The organism is Streptomyces sp. NPDC030799 (assembly GCF_055572255.1).
Window position 1 is genome coordinate 525,669 of the sequence record NZ_JBVIDS010000004.1, and the last position, 15,613, is coordinate 541,281.

Annotated in this window: 16 protein-coding genes; 12 read left to right on the forward strand and 4 right to left on the reverse strand. The window is 73.1% G+C overall.

What is annotated here, in order from left to right; all coding sequences use genetic code 11:
- Positions 1–101: 101 nt before the first annotated feature.
- Genes ACZ41I_RS13300 through ACZ41I_RS13310 form a run of 3 tightly spaced genes read left to right on the forward strand, consistent with a single transcriptional unit; the run spans position 102 to position 2,743 of the window.
- Positions 102–1,652, forward strand: a complete 1,551-nt coding sequence (locus tag ACZ41I_RS13300; protein WP_468514086.1) for an FAD-dependent oxidoreductase — start codon at positions 102–104, stop codon at positions 1,650–1,652.
- Between the two features lie 35 nt (positions 1,653–1,687).
- A complete protein-coding gene (locus ACZ41I_RS13305) occupies positions 1,688–2,542 on the forward strand; it encodes a polysaccharide deacetylase family protein (RefSeq protein ID WP_363218253.1) in 855 nt (284 codons plus the stop codon).
- Between the two features lie 18 nt (positions 2,543–2,560).
- On the forward strand, positions 2,561–2,743 hold the full coding sequence (locus ACZ41I_RS13310) for a hypothetical protein (RefSeq protein WP_399772677.1): 183 nt from the start codon (positions 2,561–2,563) through the stop codon (positions 2,741–2,743).
- A 13-nt stretch (positions 2,744–2,756) separates the two neighbouring features.
- On the opposite strand, the gene ACZ41I_RS13315 is transcribed toward ACZ41I_RS13310, so the two are convergent.
- A complete protein-coding gene (locus ACZ41I_RS13315; RefSeq protein ID WP_468514087.1) occupies positions 2,757–3,506 on the reverse strand; it encodes a GbsR/MarR family transcriptional regulator in 750 nt (249 codons plus the stop codon).
- A 237-nt stretch (positions 3,507–3,743) separates the two neighbouring features.
- On the opposite strand from ACZ41I_RS13315, the gene ACZ41I_RS13320 reads away from it, so the two are divergent.
- From ACZ41I_RS13320 to ACZ41I_RS13345, 6 genes are all read left to right on the forward strand, one after another.
- A complete protein-coding gene (locus ACZ41I_RS13320; RefSeq protein ID WP_468514102.1) occupies positions 3,744–4,409 on the forward strand; it encodes a DUF4097 family beta strand repeat-containing protein in 666 nt (221 codons plus the stop codon).
- Between the two features lie 81 nt (positions 4,410–4,490).
- Positions 4,491–5,207, forward strand: coding sequence for an aminoacyl-tRNA hydrolase (locus tag ACZ41I_RS13325; protein ID WP_399772671.1), 717 nt, complete (start codon positions 4,491–4,493; stop codon positions 5,205–5,207).
- Between the two features lie 129 nt (positions 5,208–5,336).
- A complete protein-coding gene (locus tag ACZ41I_RS13330) occupies positions 5,337–6,704 on the forward strand; it encodes an MbnB/TglH/ChrH family RiPP precursor modification enzyme (protein ID WP_468514088.1) in 1,368 nt (455 codons plus the stop codon).
- A 243-nt stretch (positions 6,705–6,947) separates the two neighbouring features.
- The gene (locus tag ACZ41I_RS13335; RefSeq protein WP_468514089.1) at positions 6,948–7,718 is read left to right on the forward strand and encodes a DUF4142 domain-containing protein; all 771 of its coding nucleotides are present in this window, start codon (positions 6,948–6,950) and stop codon (positions 7,716–7,718) included.
- 97 nt (positions 7,719–7,815) lie between these two features.
- On the forward strand, positions 7,816–8,595 hold the full coding sequence (locus ACZ41I_RS13340) for a TIGR04222 domain-containing membrane protein (RefSeq protein ID WP_399772663.1): 780 nt from the start codon (positions 7,816–7,818) through the stop codon (positions 8,593–8,595).
- 147 nt (positions 8,596–8,742) lie between these two features.
- On the forward strand, positions 8,743–10,386 hold the full coding sequence (locus tag ACZ41I_RS13345) for an alpha/beta hydrolase (protein WP_399772661.1): 1,644 nt from the start codon (positions 8,743–8,745) through the stop codon (positions 10,384–10,386).
- A gap of 58 nt (positions 10,387–10,444) precedes the next feature.
- Here the strand turns inward: ACZ41I_RS13345 and hemQ are convergent, their stop codons facing one another.
- Both hemQ and hemG read right to left on the reverse strand, forming a co-directional pair.
- On the reverse strand, positions 10,445–11,176 hold the full coding sequence (gene hemQ / locus ACZ41I_RS13350) for a hydrogen peroxide-dependent heme synthase (protein WP_363218751.1): 732 nt from the start codon (positions 11,174–11,176) through the stop codon (positions 10,445–10,447).
- Between the two features lie 5 nt (positions 11,177–11,181).
- Positions 11,182–12,672, reverse strand: coding sequence for a protoporphyrinogen oxidase (gene hemG / locus ACZ41I_RS13355; RefSeq protein ID WP_468514090.1), 1,491 nt, complete (start codon positions 12,670–12,672; stop codon positions 11,182–11,184).
- Positions 12,673–12,720: 48 nt separating this feature from the next.
- Between hemG and ACZ41I_RS13360 the strand changes: the two genes are divergently transcribed.
- Together ACZ41I_RS13360 and ACZ41I_RS13365 are read left to right on the forward strand one after the other, a co-directional pair.
- On the forward strand, positions 12,721–13,032 hold the full coding sequence (locus ACZ41I_RS13360; protein ID WP_468514091.1) for a hypothetical protein: 312 nt from the start codon (positions 12,721–12,723) through the stop codon (positions 13,030–13,032).
- Positions 13,029–14,429 (forward strand): FAD-dependent oxidoreductase, encoded by a 1,401-nt coding sequence (locus tag ACZ41I_RS13365; RefSeq protein WP_468514092.1) that lies wholly within the window; start codon positions 13,029–13,031, stop codon positions 14,427–14,429. Before ACZ41I_RS13360 ends, ACZ41I_RS13365 begins: the two co-directional genes overlap by 4 nt.
- On the opposite strand, the gene ACZ41I_RS13370 is transcribed toward ACZ41I_RS13365, so the two are convergent.
- Positions 14,426–14,695 carry a hypothetical protein gene (locus ACZ41I_RS13370; RefSeq protein WP_363218755.1) on the reverse strand — a complete coding sequence of 90 codons (270 nt, stop codon included), beginning with the start codon at positions 14,693–14,695 and terminating at the stop codon, positions 14,426–14,428. The genes ACZ41I_RS13365 and ACZ41I_RS13370 overlap by 4 nt on opposite strands.
- Before the next feature lie 92 nt (positions 14,696–14,787).
- Between ACZ41I_RS13370 and ACZ41I_RS13375 the strand changes: the two genes are divergently transcribed.
- On the forward strand, positions 14,788–15,612 hold the full coding sequence (locus tag ACZ41I_RS13375; protein WP_468326565.1) for a rhomboid family intramembrane serine protease: 825 nt from the start codon (positions 14,788–14,790) through the stop codon (positions 15,610–15,612).
- Position 15,613 lies beyond the last annotated feature (1 nt).

Consider the following 15,613-nt stretch of genomic DNA (forward strand, 5'->3'; position numbering starts at 1 on the left):
AGGGCGTGGTGACCTCATGCGCAGCTGCGTGTGAGGTCACCACGCCCTCACTTCGTCCGGGAGCGATTGCTGAAGCCGACGGGGGTGGGTACCCGGCGGCCATGCAGGAGCAGCGGCACGTCACCGACTCCTACTGGCTGCGGACCGCGCCGGCGCCGCCCCGTCCCGCCCTGGACGGGGACCTGGACGTCGACGTGGCCGTCGTCGGCGCGGGCATCGCCGGACTGAGCACCGCATACGACCTGACCCGGGCCGGACTGGGGGTGGCGGTGCTGGAGGCCGGGCGGGCGGCGGGCGGGGTCACCGGCTACACCACCGCCAAGCTGACGGCCCAGCACACCCTCGTCTACGACCGGCTGCGGCGCACCCGCGGCCCCGAGGGGGCACGGCTGTACGCCCGCTCCCAGTCGGAGGCGATCGAGCACGCGGCGTCGCTGGTGGCCGAGCTGGGCATCGCCTGCGAGTGGGAGACCCGGGACGCGTACACGTTCGTGCGGGACCGGGCGCGCGTGGACGAGCTGCGGGCGGAGGCGCAGGCGGCGCGGGAGGCGGGGCTGCCGGCCGAGTTCACCACGGAGACCGGGCTGCCGTTCCCGGTGGCGGGCGCGGTCCGGGTGACCGGGCAGGCACAGTTCCACCCGGTCAGGTATCTGCGGGCGATCATCGACGATCTCGTCGCGCGCGGCGGCCGGCTGTACGAGGAGACACGGGTCGTCGGCCTGCAGGAGGGCGGCGAGCCCTGCCGTCTGACGACGGGGTCGGGTCACACGGTCACCGCACGGGACGTCGTGATCGCCACCCACTACCCGGTGTTCGACCGGGCGTTGCTGTTCGCCCGGCTCTCCCCGCGCCGCGAGCTGGTCGTGGCGGGTCCGCTGGGCGCGGGCGCGGATCCCGAGGGCATGTACATCACACCGGAGGAGAACACCCGCTCGGTGCGCACCGCACCGTACGGAACGGACGGGCAGCGGCTGCTCGTCGTCACCGGGGAGCACTTCACACCGGGCACCGGCGATGTGCGGGCCGGCTTCGAGGCACTCGCCGCCTGGGCCGAGGAGCACTTCCCCGGGGTGGCCCTGGACCACGCCTGGGCGACCCAGGACAACGACTCCACCGACACCGTGCCACTGGTGGGTCCCTTCCACCCGGGCGCCCGGCACACCTGGGTCGCCACCGGCTTCGGCGGCTGGGGGCTGAGCGGCGGGATCATGGCCGCGCAGTTGCTGACCGCGCTGATCACGGGCCGGGACTGCGCCTGGCGCGAGCTGTACGACCCGCGGCGGCTGAAGTCGGTGGTGCGCGAGGCACCGTCGCTGCTGAAGACACAGGCGGAGGTGGCCCGGCACTTCATCGGCGACCGCCTGAAGCCGCCGGCCTCGGTGGACGACCTGGCACCCGGCGACGGGGCGGTGGTCCGGGCGGACGGCGGCCGGCTCGCGGTGCACCGGGACGAGGAGGGCGCGCTGCACGCGGTCTCGGCCCGCTGCACCCACCTCGGCTGTCTGGTCTCCTTCAACCAGGCCGAAAAGGCCTGGGAATGCCCGTGCCACGGTTCCCGCTTCGCCGTCGACGGCACGGTGCTCCAGGGCCCGGCGGTACGGCCGCTGGAGCAGCGGGACCCGGGGCGTATCACCCCACCGCAGGACAAATAATCACACAAGTCGTCAGTTAGTCATATTTTCATACCGTGATCCCACAACTACGCCGTATCACCGCCGTCTGCGCCCTGGGCGCGGCTCTCGCCGCCTGCGGTACCGCGGACCCGGCGGGCAGCGCCCGCCGGGACCCGGCCGAGTCCCCCGTCCCCGCCTCCCCGTCCGCCTCGCATCCTCCCGTGCTGACCCCGGGCCCCGGCGGCCTGACCCCGGTCTTCGAGCACGGCCCCCGCACCCTGGGGAAGACCGTCGCGCTGACCTTCGACGCCGACATGACCGCCGACGAGGGCCCGCGCGCGGCGGCCGGCGAGCACTTCGACAACCCGGACCTGATCGGCACCCTGCGCACGCTGAAGGTGCCGGCGACGATCTTCATGACCGGCCGGTGGGCCGACGAGTACCCGACCGAGGCCCGCAGCCTCGGCCACGACCCGCAGTTCGAGGTCGCCAACCACTCCTACAGCCACTACGCGTTCACCAGCGACTGCTACGGCCTGCCCACCGTCGACGCCGGCAAGATGCGCTCGGACGTGGAGCGGGCGTACGCCTCCCTGCACAAGGCGGGCGTGGAGCACGCGCTGCCGTACTTCCGCTTTCCCGGCGGGTGTTACGACCAGCGGGCGCTGCGCGCGCTGAGCGGGCTCGGGGTGACCGCGGTGCAGTGGGACGTGGTGAGCGGAGACGCGTTCGCCACGGACGCCGACGCCGTCACCCGGCAGGTGCTGGACGGGGTGAAACCCGGCTCGGTGGTCGTCATGCACTGCACCCGCAGCGCCGCCCCGACCACCGAGCGGGTCGTCCGGGCGGTCGTACCGGAACTGCGCAAGCGCGGGTACCGGTTCGTGAAGGTCTCCGAGCTGATCGGCGAGACGTCCGGCCATCGGTGACCGTCCTACGCTGGAGGCATGAGCGACGAGGACTACTGCACGATTGTCGACGCCGCCAAGCCACCCCAGGCCGACGGGCCGCCGTATGCCGACTGTGTGCTGTGCCGGGAGCCGACGGAGTACCCGGAGTCGTACAAGGGCATCACGTTGTGCCCCCGGTGCGAGTGGCAGGAGGCACAGCGCACCGCCTGCTCAGGGTGACTCAGGGCACGGATCAAGGGCGACGGGGTGTGTCCGTGTCGGCCGGGGTCGTCTCGGTCCTGGTGTAGAGGATTTCACGGGCCTGCTCCGCGGCGCGGGTCAGGCTCTCGGTGATGAAGTCGAGAAAGCGGGCGACGTTTTCGAGACGGGCGGCCGCGGGGGTGTCGGGGCCGAGGACGGCGACGCCCTGTCGTGCGGTTTCGACGAGCTGGTCATTGGATCGGGCACTGCGGATCATCGACTGGTACCAGAGGTCGTCGTCGACGATGTAGCGCTCACGGCGGCGTTCGTCGCGCTCACGGCGGACGAGGTCCATGCTCACGAGGAACGTGATCGCTTTGGAGACGGACGCCGGGCTGACCTGGAGGCGCTGGGCGAGTTCGGATGCGGTGAGGCTGCCCGCGTCGGTCATGTAGAGGCAGGCCAGCACTCGGGCCGTCATCTTGGGCAGCCCGGAAATCATGAAGACGGTGGTGAGCTTCTCCTGGTACTCGGCCACGGCCTCGGCGTCGCGTCCGTGGGGCTGGGGCAGCGACTCCGGCCCTCTGGGAGAGGCGGGCCTGCGCCGGTGAGCGCGGCGTTCGGTGGCGCGGTGGGCCAGGTCGGCGCGGTAGGCGGTGGGGCCGCCGTTCCGCATCACCTCACGCGTGACCGTCGAGGTCGGACGTTCGAGGCGTCGGGCGATCTCCGCGTAGGCGAGGCCGTCGGCCAGCCCCAGCGCGATCTGCTGGCGTTCCTGCTGGGTGAGCCTGCCTCCCGGCATCGCGGTCTCCTTGGTGATCGTTCGTGGTGTCCGTGAGCCCCCACTATAGCGTTCACTTACAACCCATTGCAACGATAGCCCCCGCTCCGTTGCGTTACCCTGCAGACTCGTTGCAACACTTTCACGCCTGTTACCTGCACAGATACCAATCAAGCGCAACGAGCATGTTGTCTTGCTCTGGAAAGCAACGTAGCTTTTCCGGTGTCAGAAACGAACCAGCGCGCACCGGAGACCACCATGCAGAAGTTCGACACCCCCGCCCCGATCTCCGCCGTCCTGCACATCCCCGCCGGACGCATCCAGCTCATCGCCGCCGACCGCACCGACACCGCCGTCGAGGTCCGGCCCGCCGACCCCGCCAAGAGGCGCGACGTCCAGACCGCCGAGCACACCGACGTCTCCTACGCCGACGGCGTCCTGCGGATCACCACCGCGGAACCCAAGAACCAGCTCTTCGGCCCCTCCGGCGCCCTCGACGTCACCGTCAAACTGCCCGCCCACTCCCGCGTCGAGGCCCACACCGCCGGCTGCGAACTCCGCGGCGTCGGCCGCCTCGGCGACGTCACCTTCGAAGGCGCCCACCGCCGGACAAAGATCGACGAAACCGCGAGCCTGCACCTCACCGCAACCGACGGCGACATCGAAATCGGCCGCCTGGGCGGCCCCGCCCGGATCAGCACCGCACGCGGCGACATCCGCATCACCCAAGCCGCACACGGCACCGTCGAACTGCGCACCCAGTCCGGCGACATCACCATCGGCGCCGCCGCCGGCGTCTCCGCCACCCTGGACGCCGGCACCAGCTACGGCCGCATCAGCAACACCCTCAAGAACACCGGCACCCCCGCACTCGACATCCGCGCCACCACCTCCCACGGCGACATCACCGCCCACAGCCTCTGAGCGAGTGCAACCGGTCCCTCGGGGCCGGCCCACCGCAACCGCACGTCAGACGCAGCGCCGTGCCCCTTAGGGTTGGCCGGTGTGAGCCAGAGTCTGCCGTCTGCCGGAGTCAGTCCCTTCCAGGCCGAGCGCAACCCTCGCGACGAGGCGCCGCAGTTCGTACTGCCGCTCGTGGTGCGGATCGAGCGAAGTGCGCCGCCTGCCCGTACCGATGCGCTGGAGACGGCCGCCCGGGCGGTGCTCGCGCTGCTCGCGGACGAGCGGGCACACGGTGACGGGGAGTGGGCCGAGTCGGTGCGGAACTGGGAGGACGCGCGGATCCGCAAGGTCGTCCGGCGGGCCCGGGGCGCCGAGTGGCGGCGGGCCGAGGCGCTGCCCGGGATCGCGGTGGCCGGTACGTCCGCGCAGGTCCGCGTCTTCCCGCCGATCCCGCTCGACGGCTGGCCCAAGGACCTGGCCAAGCTCCAGGTGTCCGGCACCGAGCTGGACGACCCCGAGCCGCCCGGCGGGACCGATCCGGCGCAGCCCGTGCTGTGGCTGAACCCGGAGCTGGAGATGTCGGCGGGCAAGGCGATGGCTCAGGCCGGGCACGGCGCCCAGCTGGCCTGGTGGGCGCTGCCCGAGACGGAGCGCACCGCCTGGCGGGACACGGGCTTCGCCTTGGCCGTCCGCACGGCCGACCCCGCCGACTGGCCCCGGCTGACCGGCAGCGGACTGCCGGTGGTCAGGGATGCCGGCTTCACGGAGATCGCCCCGGGCAGCTGCACGGTCGTCGCCGACCATCCCGCACTGCGCTAGCCGGGGCCGCTCCCCCGGGTCACGGACGGCGGGGGCCGAACCTCAAATGTTGCTCTGAACCCGGTGCGCGGGAGGTTCGCGTCCGGTCGCCGGGGCCATACCCCCGTCATTCGGAGGAGGGGTGGAACCATGCGGCGACTGGGTACGGGGATCGGCTGGCGGCCGGAGATCGCGGACGCCGTGGAGCGCATGCCGGGCATCGACTGGGTGGAGGTCGTGGCGGAGAACGTCTGCCCCGGCCACCTTCCCGCCTCGCTGCTGCGACTGCGCGAGCGCGGGGTGACCGTGGTCCCGCACGGCGTCTCCCTCGGTCTGGGCGGCGCCGACCGTCCCGACGAGGGCCGGCTGACGGCGCTCGCCGAGCGGGCGGAGGCGCTGGGCGCGCCGCTGGTCACCGAGCACATCGCGTTCGTCCGTGCGGGCGGCCCGCTCACCGCCTCGCCGCGCCTGGAGGCAGGGCACCTGCTGCCGGTGCCGCGCACCAGGGACGCCCTCGACGTGCTCTGCGAGAACGTGCGCATCGCCCAGGACTCCCTTCCGGTGCCACTGGCGCTGGAGAACATCGCCGCGCTGTTCTCCTGGCCGGGCGAGGAGCTGACCGAGGGGCAGTTCCTGTCCGAGCTGGTCGAGCGGACCGGCGTACGGCTCCTGATCGACGTGGCCAACCTGCACACCAACCACGTCAACCGGGGCGAGGACCCCGCCGAGGCGCTGGCGGCGCTGCCTGTGGAGGCGATCGCCTACGTCCATGTCGCGGGCGGCTTCGAGCGGGACGGCGTCTGGCACGACAGCCACGCGCACCCCGTGCCGCGCCCGGTGCTCGACATCCTCACCGACCTTGCCTCCCGCACCGCCCCGCCCGGTGTCCTGCTGGAACGGGACGAGAACTTTCCGGAACCCGCCGAGCTGGAGCGCGAGTTGGCCGTGATCCGGGAGGCGGTGACGGCCGGGCACGGGCGTGCGCACGGGGCTGCGAGGGCTGTCGCCGGCACCGACACCGGCGTCGGCTCGGTGGGTGGGGGTGTCGCGGTTCTGGCGCGGCCGGCGGCCGGGGCACCGTCAGCGGCCGAGGCACGGTCAGCGGTCGGGGCGCGGGGGCGGGTCGGGGTCGCGCAGGCCGCCGTGCTCTCCTCACTGGTGGCCGGGACGCCGGTGCCCGAGGGGTTCGACCGGGTGCGCATGGGGGTGCAGGCGCGGGCGCTCGCGGCGAAGCGGGCGGATGTGGTGGCGAAGGTGGCGCCCGAGCTGCCGGTGATTCTCGGTGACGGGTACCGGGGGGCGTTCCTGGAGTACGCGCGGGTGCGGCCGATGAGTGGGGGGTACCGGCGGGACGCGCTGGACTTCGCCGGTCGTCTGCTGGAGGCCGGTCGGCCGGAGGACGCGGGGGCCCGGCGGGCGCTGCGGGAGTGGTGGCTGGACCGGGCGGGGCCCGCGCCGAGGCATGCCGGGCGGGTGGCGCAGGTGGCGCGGAGGGTGTTGCTGAGGAACCGGGGCTGACCGGAAAGGGGGTCGTTCACCGGCGCCGGCCGGGTGCCGGCGGCCCTGCGCAGGCGGACAGCACGGCACCTCCCTCAGACGCGCGGGGAACTGCGCGGGCGACCGCGGCGCACCCGCAGCCGCCGACGCACAGTGGCACCTCCACGACAAGGCGCCACGGCCAAGGCCCTGCAGGAACCCGCAGTAATATGCCAAGCCGCACCACCCCTGCACACTCGCGTACGGTGCGCTACAGGAGGCGCCATGCGACCCCGCCCCCCGGTCGAGGGCCGAGGCATATTCAGCGGTACCGGACTCGTCATCGCGGCCCTCGCGGCGACCGCGGCGGCGCTGCTGTACCCGCTCTGGTCGTACGCCGACCGCCAGGGCGCGGCCGGCGCGAACGTGCTGAGCGCGCAGACCGTCACCACCCCGTACGGCCCCCTGGCCACGCAGGACCGGGACTTCATCACCAAGGTGCGGCTCGCGGGACTCTGGGAGCTGCCCGCCGGCGAGCTGGCGGAGCAGAAGGGGACCACGGCCGCCGTACGCACCGCGGGCCAGCACCTCGTCGACGGCCACACCTCGCTGGACGCGCATGTGCGCACCGTCGCCACCCAGCTCGGCGTACCGCTGCCCGACGAACCGAACGAGCAGCAGAAGCAGTGGCTCGCCACCCTGAGGGCGGCGAAGGGGGAGGATTTCGACCGCCGGTTCGCCGACATCCTGAGGCTCGCCCACGGCCGGGTGTTCGCGCTGGTCGCCCAGGTCCGGGCCGGCACCCAGAACTCCCTGGTCCGTGATCTCGCCGACGACGCCAACGCGACCGTCCTGGACCACATCAAGATCCTGGAGGCGACGGGGTACGTCGACTTCGCGGCACTCGCGCGGGACCTGGCGGCCTCGCCCACACCCGTGCCCTCCCCGCCGGTGGTCGCCCCGAGCGCCGCCGTGCCGGTCGTGCCCTCACCGGCCGAGTCGTACTCCCTGCCGCCCGCCGCCGCCAGCCCGCCGCCCGCGACGTCCAGCCCCTGACGCGGACTCAAAACGGAACGTCACATACCGCTAACACTGTGTCCGAATATTGAACAGGGCATGGTGTTCACCCAGGCCTCTGGCATAGAAACACGTCATGTTCTGGGTCCTTCTCCTGCTCCTGGCCTGGGCTTTCGCCGGTACGGCGTGCACCCGGCTGTGTCTTGCCGCCGTTCGCGCCGCGGCCCTGGACACGGATGCCGCGGCACCGGACCGGGAGCACGATCTGACGCTGTACGAGGCGGCCTTCCTCTCCGGCGGCCCGGCCCGGGTCGCCGATGTGACCCTGGTCTCCATGGCCCGCCAGCGGCGCCTGCTCCTCGCGCACACCGGCTGGGCCACCGTGGTGGACCCGCGTGGGCGCGACGAGATCGAGCAGTCCGTCATAGGGGCCATAGGGCCTGAGGGACAGTCGCGGATCGCGCCCGTGCGGGCGCGGACGGCCGGCGCCGAGGCCGTGCGGCGGCTCGCCGACCGGCTCGTGCGCGCGGGTCTCGCCGTCCCCGACGGCGCCGCCACGACCGTGGGCGCCGCCGTCCGCCAGGTGCGCGCCGCCGCGCCGGCCGTGGCGGCGCTCGGCCTGACCGCGCTGCTGCTGCCCGTCCAGACCGGGACACCGCGGCTGCTGGTCGGTCTGTGGTTCGCCCTGCCCCTCACGCTGGCCCTGAGCTGCCTGGCCATCGCCCGGTTCGAAGTGCCTCCGTCCGCGCGCTGGGCCTCCCCGGCCGGGCAGCGGCTGCTGGGCGCGCTCCCCCGCAGGCCGGCCGCCGACGAGCGGTCGTTCCTCACCTCGGTCGCCCTGCGCGGGATCCGCGCGATCGGCGAGCCGGAGCTGCGCGCCGCGTTCACCCACCGCGACCATCCCTGGCGGGAGTGACGGCGCTGCGGGGGCGCACAGGGGCATTGACGCCGACACCGGCCCGATGGTGCTTGCCTTCACCGGGGGCCGACCGAAATATCCCTTCTGTTGTCGCCGGGCCGTGGCAGCCGTGCCATCGCCGCCGTTGCACCGAAGGGATACGCGATGAGAGCTGCCGCCCTGTACTCGGCCGCCGGGACCCTGCTCCTGACCAGCCTGGCCGCAGCCCCGGCAGGGGGCGCGCCCGCCGCCGCGGCGCCCGGTGCCCCCGGCGCGGCCGAGCTGCGCGGCACCGAGGTGGCCGTGGCCCGCGCCGAGGCGACCGGCATCGCCTTCGGCACCTGCTCCCCCGCCGACGTACCGCACGCGCCGAAGAACCTGCGGTGCGGCACGGTGACCGTCCCCCTCGACTACGCCCGCCCGAACGGCAGGCAGATCACCCTGACCGTCAGCCGGGCCCCGGCGACCCAGAAGGACCCGCACAACAGCAAGCGGAAGGTCCCCCGGCAGGGCGCCCTCGTCTACAACCCGGGCGGCCCCGGCGGGTCCAGCATGTACTTCCCGCTGGTCGGCACGGCTCCGGAGTGGAAGCGGATCGCCGCCGCCTACGACCTGGTCGGCTACGCCCCGCGCGGCGTGGGCCGTTCGGCGCCGCTGTCCTGCGAGGACCCGAAGCACTACTTCAAGGCGCCCACCGCGTCGCCGGCACACCCGTCGGAGGCGTACAAGCGCGAGCGCATCGCCGAGGCGAAGGCGTACGCGCGCGGCTGCGCCGAGCGCTCCGGGGACAAGCTGCGCCACTACACCTCCCTGAACAACGCCCGGGACCTCGACGTGCTGCGGGCCGCGCTGGGCGAGAACCGGCTGACCTTCCTCGGGGCGTCGTACGGCACCTACTTCGGTGCGCTGTACGCGACGCTGTTCCCCGCGCACGTACGGCGCATGGTGCTGGACTCGGCGGTGAACCCGGACCCGGCCAAGATCTGGTACCGGAACAACCTCGACCAGTCGGCCGCCTTCGAGGAGCGCTGGGCGGACTTCCGGGACTGGATCGCGCGGCACGACGACGTCTACCGGCTCGGTGACACCGCCGAGAAGGTCCAGCGCAGCTACGACACCGCGCGGGAGCGGCTGGCCGCCAGGGCGGCGGGCGGGAAGGTCGGTCCCGGCCAGCTGCAGAACGCGTTCCTGCGGGCCGGGTACTACGACGACTTCTGGCCGGGCCAGGCCCAGGCCCTGTCGGCGTATCTGCACGGCGACCCGAAGCCGCTGGTGCGGCTGGCGGCGCCGGACCTGAGGACGGCCGCGGAGGCGGAGAACGGCAACGCGGTCTACACGGCCGTGGAGTGCAACGACGCGCCCTGGCCGACGGACTGGAGGGTGTGGGACCGGGACAACACCCGGCTCGCCCGGGTGGCGCCCTTCGAGACCTGGGACAACGCGTGGATGAACCTGCCGTGCGCCTTCTGGCCGGCGCCCCGCCAGCAGCCGCTGGACGTGCGGACCGGACTGGGTGAGCTGCCGCCGGTGCTGATCCTGGCGGCCGAGCGGGATGCGGCGGCGCCGTATCCGGGTGCGCTGGAGATGAACCGGCGGCTGGCCGACTCGGTGCTGGTGACCGAGCGGGATGCCGGCACGCACGGCATCGGGGGCGGCGCCAACACGTGTGTCAACGCGTATCTCGACGCCTACCTGCTGGAGGGGCGGGTCCCCGGGCGGCGCGCGTCGTGCGCGCCGCACCGGTTGCCTCCGGCGGTGGGGCCGGCGAAGAAGGCCCAGCGCGGCACCCTTCGGAGTGGTCGGCGCTAGGCGGCCCGGGCGGAGCCGCACATCGACACAGCCCCGCGGCGCCCCTTCGGGGGCGCTTTCAGGCCAGGCCCGCCACCAGATCCGCGATGCTCTTGCGGCGGCCCGTGTAGAACGGGACCTCCTCGCGGACGTGCATGCGGGCCTCGGAGGCGCGCAGGTGGCGCATGAGGTCGACGATGCGGTACAGCTCGTCGGCCTCGAAGGCCAGGAGCCACTCGTAGTCGCCGAGGGAGAACGAGGCGACCGTGTTGGCGCGCACGTCCGGGTAGCCGCGGGCCATCTTGCCGTGGTCGGCGAGCATGCGGCGGCGGTCCTCGTCGGGCAGCAGATACCAGTCGTAGGAGCGCACGAACGGGTAGACGCTCACGTAGTTGCGGGGCGTCTCGTCGGCGAGGAACGCCGGGATGTGCGAGCGGTTGAACTCGGCCGGGCGGTGCAGCGCCATGTTGGACCACACGGGCTCCAGCGCGCGGCCGAGCTTCGTGCGGCGGAAGAGGTTGTACGCCTCCTGCAGCTGGTCGCTGGTCTCGGCGTGCCACCAGATCATGAGGTCGGCGTCGGCGCGCAGGCCGGAGACGTCGTAGGTGCCGCGGATGGTCACGTCCTTCGCGGCGAGCTGGTCGAACAGCTCCTGGACCTCGTCGGCGTAACCGGCGCGGTCCTGCGGCAGCACGTCCTTCAGCTTGAAGACCGACCACAGGGTGTAGCGGATGACCTCGTTGAGGTCCTTGGCCAGCTTGCCCTTGTTCGGGATCCTGCCGGACTCGGTGGTGGGGGCGTCGTCACTCATGGCCCCTATTCTCCCGCTCCGCCGTGGAGGCTCTGCACCGGGTTGGCCGTGAGCTCCCGGACCCGGCTCAGGTCACCGCCCAGCTGATCCACCGCCGCGTACGCGCTCGCGATGCAGGCCGGGATGCCCACGCCGTCGTACTGCGCGCCGCACACCGCGAGGCCCGGCAGCTTGGCGACGTGCTCGCGGATGCGGGCCACGCGCGCGTGATGCCCGACCGGGTACTGCGGCAGGCCGTCGGTCCAGCGGGTGACCCGGGTCTGCAGGGGCACGGCGTCCAGGCCGGTGGCCTCCCGCAGGTCGTGCCGGGACACCTCCACCAGGGCGGCGTCGTCCCGCTGGAGGATCTCCGTCTCGCCGAACCGCCCGACGGACGTGCGCAGGACGACCACGTCGGGGTCCTCCTCGGCGATCCAGCCCCACTTCTGCGAGGCGAAGGTCGAGGCCTTGATGGTGCGTCCGTCGACGGGCGGCACGAGGAAGCCGCTGCCCTCGGGGAGTCTCAGGTCCCGGCGCCGGTAGGCAAGGGTCACCAGGGCCATCGAGGCGTACTCGACGGCGGCGAGTTCGCCCGCCGCGGCCGGGGCCTCGGCGCGCAGGAGGCCGGCGGCCGCGCCCGCGGGGACGGCGAGGACGACCGCGTCCGCGTGCAGCACGCGGTCACCGGCGACGATGCGCCACGCCGCGTCCCTGGTCCCACCCGCGCCCTCGCCCGGCTCCGCCGTCCCGCCCCGGCGCAGCTCTCGCACCGGCGTCCCGGTGAGGACCTCTCCCCCGCGCGCCCGCACCGACTCGGCGACCGCGAGCGGGAGGCTGCCCACCCCGCCCTCGATGCCCATGAACACCGGCCCGTTCTGCTGGGCGGCGGCGGCCTTCGCCTGGATGTCGCGGACGGCCTCGGTGAGCGACGCGTGGATGCGGGCGGCCTGGAAGAGCTGCGGGACGGCCGAGCGCATCGAGATGCGGTACGCGTCGCCCGCGTACACCCCGCCGAGCAGCGGCTCGACCAGGCGGTCGACGACCTCCCGGCCGAGCCGGGCGGCCACGTACTCCCCCACGGCCACGTCGTCACCGAGCTCGGTGCGCGGCAGGCCGGCGTCGCGCTCGATGCGGGCGAGGCCCTCGTCGGACAGCACTCCGGAGAGGGCGGCGGCGGTGCCGGGCACGCCCATGACATGGCCCTTGGGCATGGGGCGCAGGGCGCCTCGGGTCCAGATCGAGGCGGTCGCGGTGGCCGGCGGCTGGAGCCGCTCGGCCAGGCCCACCTCGCGCGCGAGGGCCACCGCCTCGGGCCGGCGGGCGAGCATCGACTCGGCGCCCAGATCGACCCGGACACCCGCGATCTCCCCCGGCAGCAGCTTGCCGCCGACCCGGCCGGAAGCCTCCAGCACGGTCACGCGCATGCCGCGCCCGAGCAGCCGGTGGGCGGCGGCCAGCCCGGCGACACCGGCTCCGATGACGACGACATGCCCCGTACGCGTACCCGTTGCGCTCATGCACCCACTCTCTCAGACCCCACGGACACCGCGGACAGGGCCGGGGTCATGGGCGGTACGGCCCGGTGTCCGCGCCGGGTCCGGGCCGTGGACGCGCTGTCGGGCGGCCGGCACGTGTCCGTCACGGTGCTGCGCGGGATCGCGCTCGCGCTCGGCGCGGTCCTGCCGGTCGCGGCGTTCGCGGCCCCGCTGACGCTGCGGTGGCTGCGGTGCGTACGGCCCCGGCAGCCGCGCCGCCGGGAGCCCGCGCCGGCGACGACCGCGCTGTCTCCTGCCGTCGGCCCGCCCGGTGCCGCAGTCCCTCGCCGAAGCAGCCCGGCCAGGACCGACATGTCCCCGCCCCGTAGCGTGTTCCCATGAGCATGAGCGGTGGGCGGGACGGCAGTGGCCGGGAACGGCTGGTGGTCATCGGCGGCGACGCCGCGGGCATGTCCGCGGCGTCGCAGGCGCGCCGGCTGAAGGGGCCCGGCGAACTGGAGATCGTGGCCTTCGAACGCGGCCACTTCACCTCCTTCTCGGCGTGCGGCATCCCGTACTGGGTGGGCGGCGCCGTCCCCGGACGCGACGCCCTGATCGCCCGCACGCCCGAGGAACACCGCGCGCGGGGCATCGATCTGCGGCTGCGCAGGGAGGTCACGGAGATCGACGTGGCCGGACAGCGGGTACGCGCGCGTGACGTCGATTCCGGCGCCGAGTCCTGGACGCCGTACGACAAGCTCGTCATCGCGACCGGCGCACGCCCGGTCCGCCCCGACCTGCCCGGCGCGGACGCCCCCGGCGTGCACGGCGTGCAGACCCTGGACGACGGCCAGGCGCTGCTGGACACGCTGGCACGCACGCGTGGCCGCAGAGCGGTGGTCGTCGGGGCGGGCTACATCGGCGTGGAGATGGCCGAGGCGCTGCTCCGCCGCGGCTTCGAGGTGACCGTCCTCAACCGCGGCAAGGAACCCATGTCGACGCTCGACCCGGACATGGGCCGGCTGGTGCACCGGGCCATGGAGGGCCTCGGCATCACCATGGTGAACGACGCGGAGGTCACCAAGATCCTCACCGGGGAGGACGGCCGGGCCCGCGCGGTCGCCACGCAGGACGCCGAGTATCCCGCGGACGTGGTGATCCTCGGCATCGGTGTCCGGCCGGAGACCGCGCTCGCCAGGGCCGCGGGCCTGCCGCTCGGCGCCCATGGCGGTCTGCTCACCGACCTCGCGATGCGGGTGCGCAGCCACGAGAACATCTGGGCGGGCGGCGACTGCGTGGAGGTGCTGAACCTGGTCTCCGGCCAGGAGCAGTACATCCCCCTCGGTACCCATGCCAACAAGCACGGTCAGGTCATCGGCAGCAACGTCGGCGGCGGTTACGCGACCTTCCCGGGCGTGGTCGGCACGGCGGTCAGCAAGGTCTGCGACCTGGAGATCGCCCGCACGGGTCTGCGCGAGAAGGACGCCCACCGGGCCGGTCTGCGGTACGAGACCGTCACCATCGAGTCCACCAGCCGCGCCGGTTACTATCCCGGCGCCTCCCCGATGACGGTCAAGATGCTCGCCGAGCGCCGCACGGGCCGGCTGCTGGGCGTCCAGATCGTCGGCAGGGAGGGCGCCGCGAAACGGGTCGACATCGCCGCGGTGGCGCTGACCGCGCAGATGACGGTGGACCAGATGACGGCCCTGGACCTGGGCTACGCCCCGCCCTTCTCACCGGTCTGGGACCCGGTTCTGGTGGCAGCGAGGAAGGCGGCGGCGAAGGTACGCGTTTCCTAGGCTGTTCCGCTGATCCGTGGCAGTGTGGACACGGCCGCCGGCGGCTGCTCCGCGGCGGGTTTCGCGTGCGACGCCGACGGCCGGGTGGACCGCAGCCGGTAGCTCACCGCCTCGTCCAGCGTCACCGGCCGCTGCATCTGCGAAGCGAGCCGCCCCGCTTCCTGGCCGAGGCGTGCGACGTCCTCCCAGGGGAGCCGCACGACCAGAGAGAGCTCCGCCTCACCATCGGGCAGCGCGTGCATCGGAGGAGTGATTCGCTCGTTCATCGCCTGATCCTCACGTCGGTTGACGAGAGATACGCACACTCCCCCCGCGCCGTTCACCGATTCGCCCGCCCCATGCCGGGCACTACTTCTGTGTGGTCATCCCCGTCCATGACGTGAATCCGGTGCGCCGCACCCCATGGGTGACGTACGCGCTGATCGCCACGAACGTCCTCGTGTTCGTCACCACGCCCGGCATCGCCGGTTCCGTGGCCGGCGGCAGCGACCTGGCGCAGCTGTGCCATCTGCAGGCGTTCATGGACCACTACGCGGCGGTCCCCAGAGAGCTGATCCACCATCAGATACCCCGGCTGGTCCCGACCGGCGACGTCGGCATCGGCGCGCACGGCCCGGGCTGCGTCGTGGCCCCGCCGTCCTACGACAAGTCGCCGCCGTTGTCGGTCTTCACGGCGATGTTCCTGCACGGCAGCTGGTTGCACCTGCTGGGAAACATGCTCTTCCTGCTGATCTTCGGCAACAACGTCGAGGACCGGATGGGCCACATCCGCTTCTTCCTCTTCTACGTCGTCTGCGGTTACGCCGCCGGCTATGGCTTCGCGCTGCTCAACGCCACGTCGGGGGACCCGCTGATCGGTGCGTCGGGCGCGATCGCCGGGGTCCTCGGCGCCTACATCGTGCTGTGGCCGGGGGCGAGGGTCTGGGTCCTCGTCCCGTTCCTGATCTTCCTGCCGCTCAGGCTGCCCGCGTGGCTGGTGCTGGGATTCTGGTTCGTGCTGCAGGCGGTGTACTCGTCCGGGCACGGGGTGTCCGGGGCCGGCACGGTGGCGTACGCCGCGCACGTGGTCGGCTTCCTGGCCGGCATGCTGCTCGCCTGGCCGCTCAAGCCCGGCACCCCGCCTCCGCCGGAGCCGCGCGGCCTGCTGTTCGGCAGGCGGGCACGGCCCCGGTACACCTGGTGAG

Excerpts from the sequence above, each read along its gene's own strand:
- ACZ41I_RS13300 (WP_468514086.1), top strand. The coding sequence starts at position 102 with ATGCAGGAGCAGCGGCACGTCACCGACTCCTACTGGCTGCGGACCGCG.
- ACZ41I_RS13310 (WP_399772677.1), top strand. The coding sequence starts at position 2,561 with ATGAGCGACGAGGACTACTGCACGATTGTCGACGCCGCCAAGCCACCC.
- ACZ41I_RS13315 (WP_468514087.1), bottom strand. The coding sequence starts at position 3,506 with ATGCCGGGAGGCAGGCTCACCCAGCAGGAACGCCAGCAGATCGCGCTG.
- ACZ41I_RS13320 (WP_468514102.1), top strand. The coding sequence starts at position 3,744 with ATGCAGAAGTTCGACACCCCCGCCCCGATCTCCGCCGTCCTGCACATC.
- ACZ41I_RS13330 (WP_468514088.1), top strand. The coding sequence starts at position 5,337 with ATGCGGCGACTGGGTACGGGGATCGGCTGGCGGCCGGAGATCGCGGAC.
- ACZ41I_RS13335 (WP_468514089.1), top strand. The coding sequence starts at position 6,948 with ATGCGACCCCGCCCCCCGGTCGAGGGCCGAGGCATATTCAGCGGTACC.
- ACZ41I_RS13340 (WP_399772663.1), top strand. The coding sequence starts at position 7,816 with ATGTTCTGGGTCCTTCTCCTGCTCCTGGCCTGGGCTTTCGCCGGTACG.
- ACZ41I_RS13345 (WP_399772661.1), top strand. The coding sequence starts at position 8,743 with ATGAGAGCTGCCGCCCTGTACTCGGCCGCCGGGACCCTGCTCCTGACC.
- hemQ (WP_363218751.1), bottom strand. The coding sequence starts at position 11,176 with ATGAGTGACGACGCCCCCACCACCGAGTCCGGCAGGATCCCGAACAAG.
- hemG (WP_468514090.1), bottom strand. The coding sequence starts at position 12,672 with ATGAGCGCAACGGGTACGCGTACGGGGCATGTCGTCGTCATCGGAGCC.
- ACZ41I_RS13360 (WP_468514091.1), top strand. The coding sequence starts at position 12,721 with ATGGGCGGTACGGCCCGGTGTCCGCGCCGGGTCCGGGCCGTGGACGCG.
- ACZ41I_RS13365 (WP_468514092.1), top strand. The coding sequence starts at position 13,029 with ATGAGCATGAGCGGTGGGCGGGACGGCAGTGGCCGGGAACGGCTGGTG.
- ACZ41I_RS13370 (WP_363218755.1), bottom strand. The coding sequence starts at position 14,695 with ATGAACGAGCGAATCACTCCTCCGATGCACGCGCTGCCCGATGGTGAG.